Source organism: Dactylosporangium sp. CS-033363 (assembly GCF_050942475.1).
GTDB lineage: Bacteria > Actinomycetota > Actinomycetes > Mycobacteriales > Micromonosporaceae > Dactylosporangium.
Genome location: NZ_CP192032.1, coordinates 2735647 through 2750274, shown reverse-complemented (window position 1 = coordinate 2750274; position 14628 = coordinate 2735647). Strand labels below are relative to the sequence as shown.

The 14628-nt window shown below is 71.3% G+C and carries 10 protein-coding genes and 1 pseudogene; 4 read left to right on the top strand and 7 right to left on the bottom strand.

What is annotated here, in order from left to right; translation table 11 throughout:
• The first annotated feature begins 17 nt into the window (after positions 1–17).
• On the top strand, positions 18–926 hold the full coding sequence (locus tag ACQPZ4_RS12685; RefSeq protein WP_433066482.1) for an acetaldehyde dehydrogenase (acetylating): 909 nt from the start codon (positions 18–20) through the stop codon (positions 924–926).
• Complete coding sequence (dmpG, locus tag ACQPZ4_RS12680) at positions 923–1933, top strand: 4-hydroxy-2-oxovalerate aldolase (protein ID WP_433059418.1); 1011 nt, start codon at positions 923–925, stop codon at positions 1931–1933. The genes ACQPZ4_RS12685 and dmpG overlap by 4 nt, the downstream gene beginning before the upstream one ends.
• A 28-nt stretch (positions 1934–1961) precedes the next feature.
• On the opposite strand, the gene ACQPZ4_RS12675 is transcribed toward dmpG, so the two are convergent.
• Positions 1962–2336 carry a hypothetical protein gene (locus ACQPZ4_RS12675; protein WP_433059415.1) on the bottom strand — a complete coding sequence of 125 codons (375 nt, stop codon included), beginning with the start codon at positions 2334–2336 and terminating at the stop codon, positions 1962–1964.
• 137 nt (positions 2337–2473) lie between these two features.
• Between ACQPZ4_RS12675 and ileS the strand changes: the two genes are divergently transcribed.
• The gene (ileS, locus tag ACQPZ4_RS12670; RefSeq protein ID WP_433059412.1) at positions 2474–5569 is read left to right on the top strand and encodes an isoleucine--tRNA ligase; all 3096 of its coding nucleotides are present in this window, start codon (positions 2474–2476) and stop codon (positions 5567–5569) included.
• Here ileS and ACQPZ4_RS12665 read toward each other — a convergent pair.
• From ACQPZ4_RS12665 to ACQPZ4_RS12645, 5 genes are all read right to left on the bottom strand, one after another.
• Complete coding sequence (locus ACQPZ4_RS12665; RefSeq protein WP_433059410.1) at positions 5552–6259, bottom strand: cobalt-precorrin-6A reductase; 708 nt, start codon at positions 6257–6259, stop codon at positions 5552–5554. The two genes, ileS and ACQPZ4_RS12665, sit on opposite strands and share 18 nt — an antisense overlap.
• Positions 6260–6274: 15 nt before the next feature.
• Positions 6275–8449, bottom strand: coding sequence for a ricin-type beta-trefoil lectin domain protein (locus ACQPZ4_RS12660; RefSeq protein WP_433059407.1), 2175 nt, complete (start codon positions 8447–8449; stop codon positions 6275–6277).
• A gap of 142 nt (positions 8450–8591) precedes the next feature.
• Complete coding sequence (locus ACQPZ4_RS12655; RefSeq protein WP_433059404.1) at positions 8592–9998, bottom strand: ricin-type beta-trefoil lectin domain protein; 1407 nt, start codon at positions 9996–9998, stop codon at positions 8592–8594.
• A 231-nt stretch (positions 9999–10229) separates the two neighbouring features.
• The gene (locus ACQPZ4_RS12650; protein ID WP_433059401.1) at positions 10230–11426 is read right to left on the bottom strand and encodes an ROK family protein; all 1197 of its coding nucleotides are present in this window, start codon (positions 11424–11426) and stop codon (positions 10230–10232) included.
• A 166-nt stretch (positions 11427–11592) separates the two neighbouring features.
• Entirely contained in the window at positions 11593–12690 is a 1098-nt protein-coding gene (locus ACQPZ4_RS12645) for a hypothetical protein (RefSeq protein ID WP_433059399.1), read from the bottom strand.
• Between the two features lie 121 nt (positions 12691–12811).
• On the opposite strand from ACQPZ4_RS12645, the gene ACQPZ4_RS12640 reads away from it, so the two are divergent.
• Entirely contained in the window at positions 12812–13561 is a 750-nt protein-coding gene (locus tag ACQPZ4_RS12640; protein WP_433059396.1) for a LamG-like jellyroll fold domain-containing protein, read from the top strand.
• 122 nt (positions 13562–13683) lie between these two features.
• Here the strand turns inward: ACQPZ4_RS12640 and ACQPZ4_RS12635 are convergent.
• Positions 13684–14581, bottom strand: a pseudogene (locus tag ACQPZ4_RS12635) (IS5 family transposase).
• Positions 14582–14628: the final 47 nt, after the last annotated feature.

The window sequence follows — 14628 nt, the reverse complement described above, 5'->3', positions numbered from 1 at the left end:
TCCCCGGCGGTGTTCGCATGAGCGCCGGCGCCGCCATCATCGGGTCCGGGAACATCGGCACCGACCTGATGGTCAAGCTGCTGCGCGGCTCCGGGGTGCTCGAACCCCTGGCCATGGTGGGGATCGATCCGGAGTCCGACGGGCTGGCCCGGGCCGCGCGGCTCGGGCTCGCGACGACCGCCGACGGGGTCGACGGGCTGCTGAAGCTGGACTGCTTCGACGACGTGCGGGTGGTGTTCGACGCCACCTCGGCCGCGGCGCATCGGGCGAATGCGGCGAGGCTCGGGGAGTACGACATCCGGCTCGTGGATCTGACCCCGGCCGCCGTCGGGCCCTATGTGGTGCCGGCGGTCAACCTCGGGGCGCACCGCGGGGCGGCGAACGTCAACATGGTCACGTGCGGCGGGCAGGCCACCATCCCGATCGTGGCCGCCGTCGCGTCGGTCGTGCCGGTCGCCTACGCCGAGATCGTGGCCTCGATCGCGTCCCGCTCGGCCGGTCCGGGCACCCGGGCCAACATCGACGAGTTCACCGAGACGACCGCGCGGGCCATCGAGACGGTCGGCGGGGCGCGGCGCGGCAAGGCGATCATCGTGCTCAACCCGGCCGACCCGCCGATCATCATGCGGGACACGGTCTGCTGCCTGGTCGCCCTGGACGGCGGCGCGGCCGGGCGCGTGACGGCGGCGGTCGAGGCCATGGTGGCGAGCGTGGCCGCGTACGTGCCCGGGTACCGGTTGAAGCAACCCGTGCAGGTCGAGCCGCTGCGCGACGGCGTGTCCACCCTCGCCGCCGGGGTCACGCACCAGGTCACGGTGCTGCTCGAGGTGGAAGGCGCCGGGCACTACCTGCCGGCCTACGCCGGGAACCTCGACATCATGACCGCCGCCGCTGTCCGGGTCGGCGAGGGGATGGTGCCGCGATGAGAGTGTATCTGCAGGATGTGACACTTCGCGATGGGATGCACGCGACCCGTCACCGCCTCGGCCCCGCGACGGCGGCGGCGATCGCGAGCGCGCTGGACGCGGCCGGGGTCGACGCCATCGAGGTCGCGCACGGCGACGGGCTCGCCGGGACCAGCCTGACCTACGGGCCGGGCAGCCACACCGACGCCGACTGGATCGCGGCCGTCGCCGGGGCGGTCACCCACGCCCGGCTGACCACGCTGCTGCTGCCCGGCATCGGTACCGTCCGCGACCTGCGCGCCGCCCACGCGCTCGGGGTCCGCTCGGTGCGGATCGCCACGCACTGCACCGAGGCCGACATCGCCGCCCAGCACATCGCGACCGCGCGCGAGCTCGGGCTGGACGTGTCCGGGTTCCTGATGATGAGCCACCTGGCACCGCCCGCGGCGCTGGCCGGGCAGGCGCGGCTGATGGAGTCGTACGGCGCGCACTGCGTCTACGTGACCGACTCCGGCGGGCACCTGACACCGCGGGGCATCACCGAGCGCGTCCGGGCCTACCGCGACGTGCTGGACGCGGCGACCGAGGTCGGCATCCACGCCCACGACAACCTGTCCCTCGCCGTGGCCAACTCACTGGCGGCGGTGGAGGCGGGCGCGGTGCGCGTCGACGCCTCGCTGGCGGGGCACGGGGCCGGGGCCGGGAACTGCAACCTGGAGGCGTTCGCCGCGGCGGCCGCGCTCGACGGGTGGGAGCACGGCGCGGACCTGTTCGCGCTGCAGGACGCGGCCGACGACCTGGTGCGGCCGCTGCAGGACCGGCCCGTACGAGTCGACCGGGAGACGCTGACCCTCGGCTACGCGGGGGTGTACTCGAGCTTCCTGCGCCACGCCGAGCGCGCGGCCGAGCGGTACGGCACCGACGTGCGCACGCTCCTGCTCGAGGCGGGCCGCCGGGGTCTGGTCGGCGGCCAGGAGGACCTGCTGGTGGACATCGCGCTCGACCTGAACCCGGCCGGGCACGCATAGGCCCGGCCGGGTCGGTCGAAAGCGTGGGTCAGCGGTCGGCGACGCCGAGGCCGGCCGAGCCGGTCTCTTCCTCGCCGCCCAGGCCGCTCAGGCGGCTGTGCAGGTCGTCGATGTCGCCGCCGGTGAAGGCGGGCTGCTCGCCCTCGTCGTAGCCGGCGCTGTACGCGACGTGCTGGCCCTGCTCGAGCGCGCTGGTCTCGTGCTGGGAGAAGTCGTGGCCGTAGACGCCGAACTGCTGCTCGAGGTCGGTCTCCGAGCCCTGGTCGGCGTGCAGCTGGTCCATCGCCGAGTGCTCCTGGCCGCCGGCGAAGTGGCTGTAGTCGGTGTCCGGGCCACCGAGGTCGGGCTGCTCGTCGCCGGTGTAGCCCTGGTCGAGCTGGCCGCCGTCGTCGTAGTCGCTCATGTTGTATCCGTCCCTTGGGATGTCGCCGTCGTGTAAACCGACAATATGTGGCGCGACCGGCGCCCCGTATCCCCAAACCGCGCCACGCCGCCGTCGGCTTAGACTGGTCAGTCGGGTTTCGAAGGGGGCACAACGTCATGTATCGGCCGGTACCTGCGCAGGTCGACCTGTCCGCGGTAGACCATGAGGTGCTCGCGCTGTGGAAGGCGCGGGACGTGTTCGGGCGCAGCCTCGCGCAGTCCGAGGGGCGGCCGGAGTGGGTGTTCTACGAGGGCCCGCCCACCGCGAACGGGATGCCCGGCGCCCACCACATCGAGGCGCGGGTGTTCAAGGACGTCTTCCCGCGGTACAAGACGATGAAGGGCTTTCATGTCGGGCGCAAGGCCGGCTGGGACTGCCACGGCCTGCCCGTCGAGCTCGCCGTCGAGAAGGAGCTGGGCTTCTCCGGCAAGCAGGACATCGAGGCCTACGGCGTCGCCGAGTTCAACGCGAAGTGCCGCGACTCCGTCACCCGGCACACCGACGCGTTCGGGCGGCTGACCGAGCGGATGGGCTACTGGGTCGACATGGACCGGGCCTACCGGACCATGGATCCGCAGTACATCGAGTCGGTCTGGTGGTCGCTCAAGCAGATCTTCGACAAGGGGCTGCTGGCCGAGGACTTCCGGGTCTCGCCCTGGTGCCCGCGGGACCAGACCGGGCTGTCCGACCACGAGCTCGCCCAGGGCTACGAGAACGTGGTCGACCCGTCCGTCTTCGTACGCTTCCCGCTCACCTCGGGACCGGTTGAGGACGCGGCGCTGCTCGTGTGGACGACGACGCCGTGGACGCTCGTGTCCAATACGGCGGTGGCGGTACACCCGGATGTCACGTATGTCGTCGCCACCGACGGCACCGAGCGCCTGGTCGTGGCCGAGCCGCTCGTCGGCAAGGCGCTCGGCGAGGGCTGGACCGCCACCGGCGAGTCGTTCACCGGCAAGGAGATGGAGCGCTGGACGTACCGGCGCCCGTTCGACCTGGTGCCGATCGAGGGCGCGCACTTCGTGGTCCTCGGCACCTACGTGACCACCGAGGACGGCACCGGCCTGGTGCACCAGGCGCCCGCGTTCGGCGCCGACGACTTCGCCACCTGCCGCTCCTACGACCTGCCGATGGTGAACCCGATCAACCCCGACGGGCGCTTCGCCGCCGAGGTGCCGATGGTCGGCGGGGTGTTCTTCAAGGACGCGGACGCGCTGCTGGTCGAGGACCTGCGGCAGCGCGGAGCGCTGTTCAAGCACCTCGCCTACGAGCACAGCTACCCGCACTGCTGGCGGTGCCACACCCCGCTGCTGTACTACGCGCAGCCCTCCTGGTACATCCGCACCACGCAGATCAAGGATGCCCTCCTGCGGGAGAACGAGGCGACCAACTGGCACCCGGAGTCGATCAAGCACGGGCGGTACGGCGACTGGCTCACGAACAACGTCGACTGGGCGCTGTCCCGCAGCCGCTACTGGGGCACCCCGCTGCCGGTCTGGCGCTGCGAGGAGGGGCACCTGACGTGCGTCGGGTCCCTCGCCGAGCTGTCCGAGCTCGCGGGCCGCGACGTGACGGGCATCGACCCGCACCGGCCGTACATCGACGACGTCACCCTGCCGTGCCCCGAGTGCCGGGAGACGGCGCGGCGGGCGCCCGAGGTGATCGACGCCTGGTACGACTCGGGGGCGATGCCGTTCGCGCAGTACGGGTACCCGCACCAGAACGCCGCGCAGTTCGAGGCGGGCTACCCGGCCGACTTCATCTCCGAGGCGATCGACCAGACCCGCGGCTGGTTCTACACCCTGATGGCGGTCGGCACGCTGGTGTTCGAGCAGTCCAGCTACCGCAACGTCGTCTGCCTCGGCCACATCCTGGCCGAGGACGGCCGCAAGATGTCCAAGCACCTCGGCAACATCCTGGAGCCGATGGCCCTGCTGGAGCAGCACGGCGCCGACGCGGTGCGCTGGTTCATGGCCGCCGTCGGCTCGCCCTGGTCGGCCCGGCGGGTCGGGCCCACGCTCATCCAGGAGGTCGTGCGCAAGGTCCTGCTGACCTACTGGAACACCGTGGCGTTCCAGAGCCTCTACGCCCGCACGGCCGGCTGGACCCCGGACCGGACAGTGCCGGTCGCCGAGCGGCCGGTGCTGGACCGCTGGGTCGTCTCCGAGCTCAACCAGCTCGTCGGCGAGGTCGACGCGGCGATGGCCGCCTTCGACACCCAGAAGGCCGGGCGGCTGCTCGCCGCGTTCGTCGACGACCTGTCCAACTGGTACGTGCGGCGGGCGCGGCGCCGGTTCTGGCGCGGCGACCCGGCCGCGCTGGCCACCCTGCACGAGGCCGTCACGACCGTCACGCTGCTCATGGCGCCGATCACGCCGTTCGTGTCCGAACGGGTCTGGCAGGACCTCGTCGTGCCCACGACGCCGGATGCGCCGGAGTCGGTACATCTGGCGGCCTACCCGACCGCGGACCCGGCGCTGATCGACCGGCGGCTGTCGGAGGAGATGGCGCTCGTGCGGCGCCTGGTGGAGCTGGGCCGCGCGGCCCGGGCCGACGCGACCGTGAAGACCCGCCAGCCGCTGGCCCGGGTCCTGGTCTCGGCGCCGGCCCTGGACGCGGCGCTGCTGGAGCAGCTCACCGAGGAGCTCAACGTGCAGGCGGTCGAGCCGCTGACCGGCTCGCTGGTGAACACCACGGCCAAGGCCAACTTCCGCAGCCTCGGCAAGCGGTACGGCAAGCGCGTCCAGGACATCGCCAAGGCCATCGCCGCCGCGGACGCCGGGGCGCTCTCGGCCTCCCTGCGGGAGACGGGCGAGGCCACCGTGACCGTCGACGGGGAGCCGATCCCGCTGGAGCGCGAGGACGTGTTCCTGACCGAGACGCCGCGCGAGGGCTGGGCGGTCGCGAGCGACGCCGGCGCGACCGTGGCGCTGGACCTGCACATCACGCCGGAGCTGCGGCGGGCCGGGATCGCCCGGGAGGTGATCCGGCAGGTACAGGAGACGCGGAAGTCCTCGGGTCTCGAGGTGGTGGACCGGATCGAGGTCGGCTACGCCACTTCGGATCCGGAAACCTCGGAGGCGCTTGCCGAGCACGCGTCCGCGATCGCCGACGAGGTGCTGGCCACGTCGTTCGGGCCGGGTTCGCCGTGGGCGGGGGCGGACGTGCAGGAGGCGCCCGGCCTGACGTACTGGCTACGCAAGCAGCCGTAGCACTTCGTCCACTGTGGACGCTATCGGGACGCCTGGGGTGACCGGGGGGCGGTCGACGACCACCACCGGGATCTCCAGGCGTTTCGCCGCTTCGAGCTTGGCCTCGGTCATGGCGCCGCCGCTGTCCTTGGTGACGAGGACGTCGATGCGGTGCTCTCGCATGAGGTCGAGCTCACCGTCCACTGTGAACGGTCCGCGGGCGAGGATCACGTGGAAGTTGGGCGGCAGCGGTTCCGGTTCCTCGACGCAGCGGACGAGGCACCAGATTCGGACATGTACGAAATTTCCGATTCCCTGGCGGCCGGTCGTGATGAACGCGCGACGGCCAAGCGACGGAAGGGATTCCGCGGCGGCCTTGAGCGACGGCGTGCGGTGAAATGTGCCGGTATAACCGGGTCGCCTGAGGACGAACAAGCGCTTGTCCGTCTCGGCGCACGCCATGGCCGCGTTGGCTGAAATCCGCTCTGCGAAGGGGTGGGTCGCGTCCACCACGATGTCGACGTGCTCGGCGCGGAGGTAGGCGGCCAGACCTTCATGGCCGCCGAAGCCGCCGATGCGGACCTCCCCCGCCGGCAGCGCCGGGTCGGCGACGCGGCCGGCGAGGGAGGAGATCACGCGGTAGGACGGCGGGAGCACCGAGGCCAGCCGCCGCGCCTCCCCGGTGCCGCCGAGAATGAGCACGGTCGGCACCGGAGAAGCGTAGCCCTACGGGAAGTTCACCAGATTCTCGACCTGGTGCCCCGAGTTCACCGCCGCGCCCGTGTTGTTGATGACGTGCGAGATGGTGCCGGTGCCGCCCAGCGAGACGGTCACCATGTCGTGGAACTTGACGCCCGAGGTCTGCGGCACCTCGAACGAGTGGCCGAGCACCACGCTGGGGTTGGTCGAGAAGAAGCAGTAGCTGCCCAGCCCCCAGGCCTCGTGCGTGGTGACGCCCGCGCCGATCTTGTATGCCGCCCAGCCCTGCGCCCCGCCGCCGCTGGACCAGCTGGACTGGTTCGGCACGTCGTAGGGGATCTCGTTCTGGAAGAAGTAGGTCCGCCCGCCGTTGCCGTTCCAGATCACCTGGTACTGCTGGTAGTGCTCGACGAACAGCCCGTAGAACGTGACGTCGGCGCCGTTGACGACCAGCCCGTTGGCGGCCGTGTTGGTGTTCCAGCCGACGGTGCCGCCGTTGCCGTGGTCGGCGCGCCAGATCCAGGTGTGGTCGCCGATCACGTTGTTCGAGTTGATCCGCAGGCTCACCGTGGCCTTGCCGACCGTGGCGCCGCCGATGCGGAAGAACACGTCGTGCAGCGACGTCGGGTTGGCCGCGTGGTTCGCCGCCGAGCCGCTCGGGCCGACCTCGAGGAGGACGGGCGAGTTGGTGGTGCCGGCGTCGAACAGTACACCCGCGATCTTGACGCCGTCGACGTCAGCGACCGTCATCGCCGTCACGCCGTTGTCGGGCACGATCGTGGCCAGGCCGAGGCCGAGCACGACGGTGTCCGGGCGGGTGATCCGGATGGTGTCGTTGACGTGGTAGACGCCGGGCGTGAACAGCAGGTTCTGCCCGGCCGCCAGGGCCGCGTTGATGGAGGCCGCGGTGGCGCCGGACTTCACGACGTAGAACTGGCTGATCGGCAGCGACGAGCCGGCCGTGCTGCCGCCCTGCCACGAGTTGCCGGTCGAGTTGCTGCGCAGGCTCGGCACGAACACCTGGTAGTTGCCGTTGCCGTCGACGTAGAGGAACGGCTTCTCGCGCACGACCGGGGTGCTCGCCACCCGCGTGTACGGCGGGCTGGGGAAGTTGCCGCTCGGCGCGTTCGTGTCGCCGACGAACACCATGTTCCAGTTGGAGCCGGTCCAGCTGCCCATGGTGGAGTTGCGGGTGATCCACTGCTGCTGGGAGCCGGAGCGGATCTGCCCGTCGATCGCCGAGTCGGAGATCCAGCCGCCGGAGGACCAGCCGCCGTCGTCGAGCTGCAGGTTGCCGCGCACGTGCATGCGGCGGTACGGGGCGGCCTGCGACACGGCCCAGCGGTCGGTGCCGCCGGTGGGGTTGACCGACAGGTTCTCGGCCGAGCGCCAGAAGTTCTGGGTCGCGTTGCCCTGGAACCAGTCCGCCTCGGCGTGCACCGCGCCGTTGATGGTCACCTGGTCCGGCGACAGGCCGAGCCCGGCCACCTGGGTGTAGAAGCCGACGTTGGCGTCGACGTTGTACGTCCCGGGCCGGAACAGCAGCGCGTAGCGCTGCGACCCGAACTGGTTGCTCTGCTGGCCGTTGAACACCGAGTTGAGCTTGCTTTGAATCGTCGCGGCCGACATCGACGGGTCGAAGATGGACACGTTCGGCCCGAGGTCGGGGTTGCCGTTGTTGGGCGGGTTCGACGTCGGCGGGTTGGAGGTCGGCGTCGTGGTCCCGCCCGGCAGCGTCCACTTCTGGTTGGCGCTGGCGAAGCAGTCCCAGATCTGCAGCGGCGTGCCGTCGGCCGAGGACGGCCCGGTCGCGTCGAGGCACTTGCCGAGCGAGCGCAGGGTGCCGTCGCTGTTGCGCGCCCACTGCTGCGCCGCGGTGCCGTTGCAGTCGTAGATCTGCACCTTGGTGCCGTTGGCCGAGCTGGCCGCGTTGACGTCCAGGCACTTGCCGAGGGCGCGGATCGTGCCGTCGTCGCCCACCGTCCACTGCTGGGCGGTGGTGCCGTTGCAGGTGTACAGCTGCACCTGGGTGCCGTTCGCGGAGTTCGCGGCGGCCACGTCGACGCACTTGCCGCCGTAGCCGGTGATCTGGCCGGCCGTGGCGGCCGACGCGGTGTTCATCGCGATGACGCCGACCGTGCCGACGATGGCGAGGATGGCCGCGGCGAGTGCACCGCGGCGAAGCAGGCGGGATCTTGCCATGGGAGGCCTTTCAACGAGGGTGGGAGACGAAGGGGCGGGCCGGCCGGGGTTGTCGTTCGGGTGACCGGCCGGTCCGCCCCTCCTCGTGCCGGTGCCCCGGCCGTCCGCTTACCGGGGCACCCGTTCATGGATCAGCCTTTGTTCAGCCCTTGTACTGCGCGATGACCTTCGTGTAGTCCCACGCGCCCTGGGAGACGCCGCTGCACGTGTCGTCGTTGGTGCTGCCGCCGTTGCACGGGCGGTCGCGGTTGGCCGACCAGAAGGTGAAGCGGGCCAGGTGGTGCTGCTGGGCGTAGGCCAGCATGGTGCGGAAGTCGGCCACGGTGACCGTCTCGCCGACGTCCGTGATGCCGTTCATCGACGAGATGCCGGAGTGCCGGTACGCCTGGTCGTCGGTGTACTTGTAGGCGTTCTTGACGACGTTCTTCAGCCCGTCGGTGGCCTGGATCGTCAGGTTGCCCATGTTCTGCCCGGCCGCGCCGAAGTCGAAGGGCATGATGGTCCACGCGTCGACGGTGAGCCCGCTGGCCGCCGCCCGGTTGATCATCGAGGAGTCCGGGCCGCTGCGGTCGCTCGGGAAGGTGACGTAGACGGCCGTGTTCGGGTTGTTCGCCTTGACCGTCTTCAGCGCGTCGATCGTGCGCTGCTGGAGGGTCGGGTTGTTGTACACCGTGCCCTCGATGTCGATGTCGATCGCCTTGAGGCCGTAGGCGTTGATGACCTTCTGGTAGGCCGCGGCGAGCGCGCTCGCGCTGCTGCAGGTCTGCTCCAGCCACGGGCCGCTGGCCCCGCCGAACGACACGGCGACGTCACCGCCGGCGCCGCGGATGTTGTTGATGGTGGTCTGGTCCTGCCCGCCGGTCAGCGGCCGGTAGCCGTCCCACAGCGGGTCGCAGGCGCCGTTGGAGAGGATGAACGCCATCGTGAACCACTTGATGCCGGTCGCGCTCATGATGGTCCGCGGGTCGGGCAGGTTGCCCCAGCCGAGGTACGCGTACGGCGCGGCGCCCATCGCCGGGTTGCTCGTGGGCGGGTTGGACGTCGGGCCGCCGGTGGTCGGGTTGGTGGTGCCGCCCGGCAGCGTCCACTTCTGGTTGGCGCTGGCGAAGCAGTCCCAGATCTGCAGCTTGGTGCCGTCGGCCGAGCTGGGGCCGGTGGCGTCCAGGCACTTGCCGAGCGAGCGCAGGGTGCCGTCGCTGTTGCGCGACCACTGCTGCGCCGCGGTGCCGTTGCAGTCGTAGATCTGCACCTTGGTGCCGTTGGCCGAGCTGGCCGCGTTGACGTCGAGACACTTGCCGAGCGCGCGGATCGTGCCGTCGTCGCCGATGGTCCACTGCTGGGCGTTGGTGCCGTTGCAGGTGTACAGCTGCACCTGGGTGCCGTTCGCGGAGTTCGCGGCGGCCACGTCGACGCACTTGCCGCCGTAGCCGGTGATCGCTCCGACGGTCGCGGCGGACGCCGAGTTCATCGCCACGACGCCGACCACGCCGACCACGGCGAGGGCGGCGGCGGCGATCACGCCGCGGCGGAGCAGGCGGGTTCTTGCCATGGAGGAGCCTTTCGCGAGGGTGGCTCCGGTCGGGCGGTCGATTGGGCGGTCGACTATCTGTTAAGCGCCCTTCCAGATTGAGGGCAGGCTATGACTGGAAACATCACGCGTCAATAAAAGAGGCAAAAAAAGGGGTGCCATTAAGGGCGGCTTAGGGCTGGCCACCGCCCGTGAACAGGGCGTGGCGCAGGGGATGCTTTGTTTCAGCTCTACCCTGCGGTGTTTCAGGTTTTAGAGCCGCGAGGCCCGGCGGAGGATCTCGGCCATCGGCAGGGTGGCCGCGCCGAAGGCGACCGCGTCCGGGCCGAGCTCGCACAGCTCGATCGAGACCTGGCCGAAGGGGTGCTCCAGGGCCTGCTCGCGGGCGGCCGCACGGATGCGGTCGAGCACGCGGGCGCCGAGGGCCAGGCCGGCCCAGCCGCCGAGCACGACCTTCTCCGGGTTGAACAGGTTGACCAGGTTGCCGATGCCGGCGCCGAGCATGCCGGCCGTCTCGGCCAGGGTCTCCTCCGCGGCCGGGGTGTCCGCCGCGATCAGGGCGGTCACGTCGGCGATCTCGCCGTCGGCGGCGGGGGTGGCGGGGTCGAGCGTGCGGTACCGCTCCAGGATGCCCTCGGCCCCGACGTAGGCCTCCAGGCAGCCGCGCGCGCCGCAGCGGCACTGCCGGCCCCCGTAGACGACCGTGGTGTGGCCCCACTCGCCGGCGCTGCTGCTGGCCCCGCGGTACACGGTGCCGTTGGTGATCACGGCCGCCCCGACGCCCGAGCCGACCAGCACGATGACGGCGTTGCCGGCGCCCCGGCCGGCCCCGAACCACATCTCGGCCTGGCCCTGCGTCTTCGCCCCGTTCTCGACGAACAGCGGCGCGTCGATGCCCCGCTCGCGCAGCAGGTCGTGGAAGGAGACGCCGCGCCAACCGAGCGTCGGGGCGTACACCCGGGGCGGGTCGGCCTGTTCGACAGTGCCCGGAACCCCGATGCCGATGCCGAGCACCTCGTCCGGGGCCGTGTCCTTGAGCACCGCGCGGATGCCGGCCTCGAGCTGCCCGGCGACGGCGGCCGGGTCGGGGCGCGAGGAGGGCAGCGGCTCGTCCACCGTGGCCAGCCGGGCCATCGACAGGTCGAACAGCTCGACCTTGACCCCGGTCTCGCCGACGTCGGCGCCGACCAGCCGGCCGAAGCCGGGGTTGACCCGCAGCAGCACGCGCGGGCGGCCGCCGTCGGACTCGATCTGCCCGGCCTCGATGATCAGGTTCTCGTGCAGCAGCTCCGCGGTGACGCTGCTGGCCGTGGCCGCGCTGAGCCCGGTGATCCGGCTCAGGTCGTGGCGGCTCAGCGGGCCGCGGAAGAACAGCTCGGACAGCAGCGTGGAGCGGTTGCGACGGCGCATGTCGCGCGTCGTCGCGCGCTCGACCTCGATGCGCACCACCGCGGCTCCGACCTCCCCGTCAATCCGTCGGTGACGATCGTGTCACGCTCGCCGGTGGGCGTCGACACCGGATGGCTGTCAGCGCCGTCTGGCGCGTCCGGCCACCGCGCCTGAAGCCGGCCTCAGCGCCGCCTGGCGCGACCGGCGACCGCGGCTGACACCGGCCTCAGCGCCGTCTGGCGCGTCTGGCGACCGCGGCCACCAGGCCTATGCCGACCACGACGAACGCGCCGGTGAGCAGCGCGACCTTGCCGCGGCGGTCGGGGCTCTCGTGTGGGACGGCGCTCTCACCGGGCGTGCTTTCGGCGGCTTTCGCGGGCGTGGGCGACGGGCTCGGCTTGGGGCGGTCCACTGTGTAGCGCAGGATGCTGACCGGCCCCGCCTGGTCGGAGACGGTGAGGAAGTCCTTGCCGTCCGGCGTGTAGGCGATCGCCTCGCCCTGCGGCTCGTCCGGCAGCGGGGTCACCCGGGGCGTGCCGGTGGTGATCGCCTTGGCCACGTCGCCGTCGGGGACGTCGAACTCATAGGCGTCGGCGTACGTGCGCACGACCGCCTTCGTGCCGTCGGGCGAGACGGCGGCCCCGGTGACGAAGCCGTCGCCGAGGAAGCCGAACGGGTTGCTGGTGCCGCTGTGCGTGGCCGTGAACCGCCCGATGCTCGTGAGCGGGACCCCCTCGGCGTTGTCCGTCGGCAGCGGGGTGTCGAGCCGGAACACGTCGCCGCTCGGGTCCTTGGTCACGATGACGGGCCGGCCCTGCCCGTCGATCAGCAGGGCCTCGGCGTCGCGCGGGGTGCCGTCGGGGTACCGCAGCCGATGGATCTTCAGGCTCTTCGCCCCGGGCGCGAGCGTCCACAGCGCGATGGTGTCCCGCCGCTTGCCGGAGCCGCCGGTCAACGGGCTGTTGTCGCCGATGTCGGCGATCCACACCGTCCCGTCCCGGGCGACGGCGAGGTCCTCGGGGTCGCGGGCCGTCGTCGGGTACCCCACGCTGCGGGTCACCTTGCAGTCCGGCCCGAGGTAGAACAGACGGGTCTTGCGGGGCTCGGGGTTGGAGTCGTTCTCCACGAGGTACCCGCCGCCGGGCAGCGCGGCCAGCCCCGACGCCTCGGTGACACTCGGGTCGGTGATCCGGCAGACCTCGGCCGGGCTCGCCGCCTCGCGGGTTTCCCGGGTTTCGTGCGCTTCCCGGGCTTCCTGGGCCAACGCCGCCCCGGGCACGCCGACGACAAGGGCGACGACCGCCACGATCACCGCCCACCGCATCCCACCAGTGTTCCAGAGCCGCGTTTGGGTGACCGCCCGTCGTCCGAACGGCTTCATACAGTAACCGACACGATGGTGGAATTCCGTGGTTGCAGACCGGCAAATATGGCACATTTCGGACATGAGGAGATGGGGGACGCTCGCGGCGACGGCGCTGACCAGCGCCGTGGCACTGCTCGGCACGGCATCACCGACGACCGCCGCCACCACCGCTTCGGAGGACGCGGCGGGCCCGGTGATCATCGCCCGGTACACCTTCGACACGGTCGAGGCCAGCGGCACGATCGGCGACCTGTCGGGCCGCGGCCACACCCTGACGCCGTTCACCACCCGCGGCGGCAAGGTCAAGCTCGCGATCCGCGACACGGGCCGCGCGGCCGCCTTCCCGGCCAAGTGCACCGGCCGCAAGTGCCCGCACGCCGTCCTGCAGGCCCCGAACACCCCGGAGCTGAATCCGGGCGCGAACCCGATCCGCTACGGCGCCACGGTCAAACTCGGCAAGGGCCAGACGGGCTCGGGCGAGAACATCCTGCAGAAGGGCTACTCGGCCGCCGGCGGCCAGTACAAACTGCAGGTCGACGGCCGCGCGGGCCGCCCCAGCTGCGTGATGTCCGACAACGTCGTGCGCGGCATCCACGTGGCCCAGTCGGACGTCTCGATCGCCGACGGCGGCTGGCACAAACTGGAGTGCCGCCGCGCGGGCGCGACCTTGACCCTCCTGGTCGACGATGCCGTCCACGCCACCTCGGCGATCCCGGCCACGCTCGCGATCACCAATGCGGTACCGCTCAGCATCGGCGGCAAGGGCGACGGCAACGACAACGACCAGTTCCACGGCTCGCTGGACGACGTCTGGATCGGGCTGGGTTGATCTTGGCTTGATATGTCCGACACCTCGTGATCGGACATATCCGCATTTATACCCGGACAGGCGAAAAATGCGTTAAGTCGCGGCGCGCCAGCGCCGCGACTTAGGGAGACCGTCAGTAGGTGTCATCGGAGTCGCCGTGCTGTGGGCATGCCGGTCCATCGGGAGTGGGTGCGGGCTTGGCGGATGAGGGCTCGCAGGGTCACGAGGGCCGCGGCGAGGTAGTGGTAGAAGTCGATGACGGCTGGGTGGCGGTCGGTGTGTCGGCGGAGTTTGCCGAACCCGTTCATCCAGGCGTGGTCGGCTTCCACGACCCAGCGTCGGCCGGCCTGGACCGGCGCTGGCCGGCCACGGCGGGCGATCCGGCCGGTCCAGCCTCGCCCGGCGAGCAGCTGCCGGGTGGGGATGGAGTCGTAGCCGGCGTCCAGATGCACCGTGACCTGCTCCGGCCAGCGTGGTCCGACCTGGCTGACCGCGGCGTCGAGGGTCGGGCCGAGCAGCGGGCCGAGCAGCGGGCCGTCGTGCCGGTTCGCGCCCGCCGCGACGACGCCGAGCGGGACCCCGCCGCCGTCAGTGACCACCGACCGTTTCCGGCCGCCTTTGCCCCGGCCGCCTTTGCCCCGGCCGCCTTTTGCCCCGGTCGACCGGTGACCGGCCCACGTGCGCGCCGCCCGCCACCGCCTTGGTGCTACACCCGTCCACGGCCAGATCGCTCAGCTGCAGCCCGATCATCCGGTCGAACGCGGCCAGGACCAGCGCATGCACGTGCCCGCCCAGGCCGGCCGACGCCCACGACCGCAGCCGGCGGCGGATCGTCGAGTCCGAGCAGCCCGGACCGGCGATCCGCTCGTAACCCGATCCGTGGACCAAGGCAGCGATGACGTGCTCGAACACCACCCGGTCCGGCACCCGCCGCCGGTGACAGCCCAGCGGATGCGTGGGATCGAACTCACCCCGGACGGGTAACAGCGCGGCGAACTCGATCCAGATCGGTTCCAGCAGCGATGATGGCAGCACGGGCACCGGCATCCCCAGGTCAGTCGCGGAGCGTAGAGAACTCCCACGATCGA

What these genes read in the sequence shown, in the direction of transcription:
- ACQPZ4_RS12655 (WP_433059404.1), bottom strand. Translation starts at nt 9,998, where the DNA reads ATGGCAAGAACCCGCCTGCTCCGCCGCGGCGTGATCGCCGCCGCCGCC.
- ileS (WP_433059412.1), top strand. Translation starts at nt 2,474, where the DNA reads ATGTATCGGCCGGTACCTGCGCAGGTCGACCTGTCCGCGGTAGACCAT.
- ACQPZ4_RS12640 (WP_433059396.1), top strand. Translation starts at nt 12,812, where the DNA reads ATGAGGAGATGGGGGACGCTCGCGGCGACGGCGCTGACCAGCGCCGTG.
- ACQPZ4_RS12685 (WP_433066482.1), top strand. Translation starts at nt 18, where the DNA reads ATGAGCGCCGGCGCCGCCATCATCGGGTCCGGGAACATCGGCACCGAC.
- ACQPZ4_RS12645 (WP_433059399.1), bottom strand. Translation starts at nt 12,690, where the DNA reads ATGCGGTGGGCGGTGATCGTGGCGGTCGTCGCCCTTGTCGTCGGCGTG.
- dmpG (WP_433059418.1), top strand. Translation starts at nt 923, where the DNA reads ATGAGAGTGTATCTGCAGGATGTGACACTTCGCGATGGGATGCACGCG.
- ACQPZ4_RS12660 (WP_433059407.1), bottom strand. Translation starts at nt 8,449, where the DNA reads ATGGCAAGATCCCGCCTGCTTCGCCGCGGTGCACTCGCCGCGGCCATC.
- ACQPZ4_RS12675 (WP_433059415.1), bottom strand. Translation starts at nt 2,336, where the DNA reads ATGAGCGACTACGACGACGGCGGCCAGCTCGACCAGGGCTACACCGGC.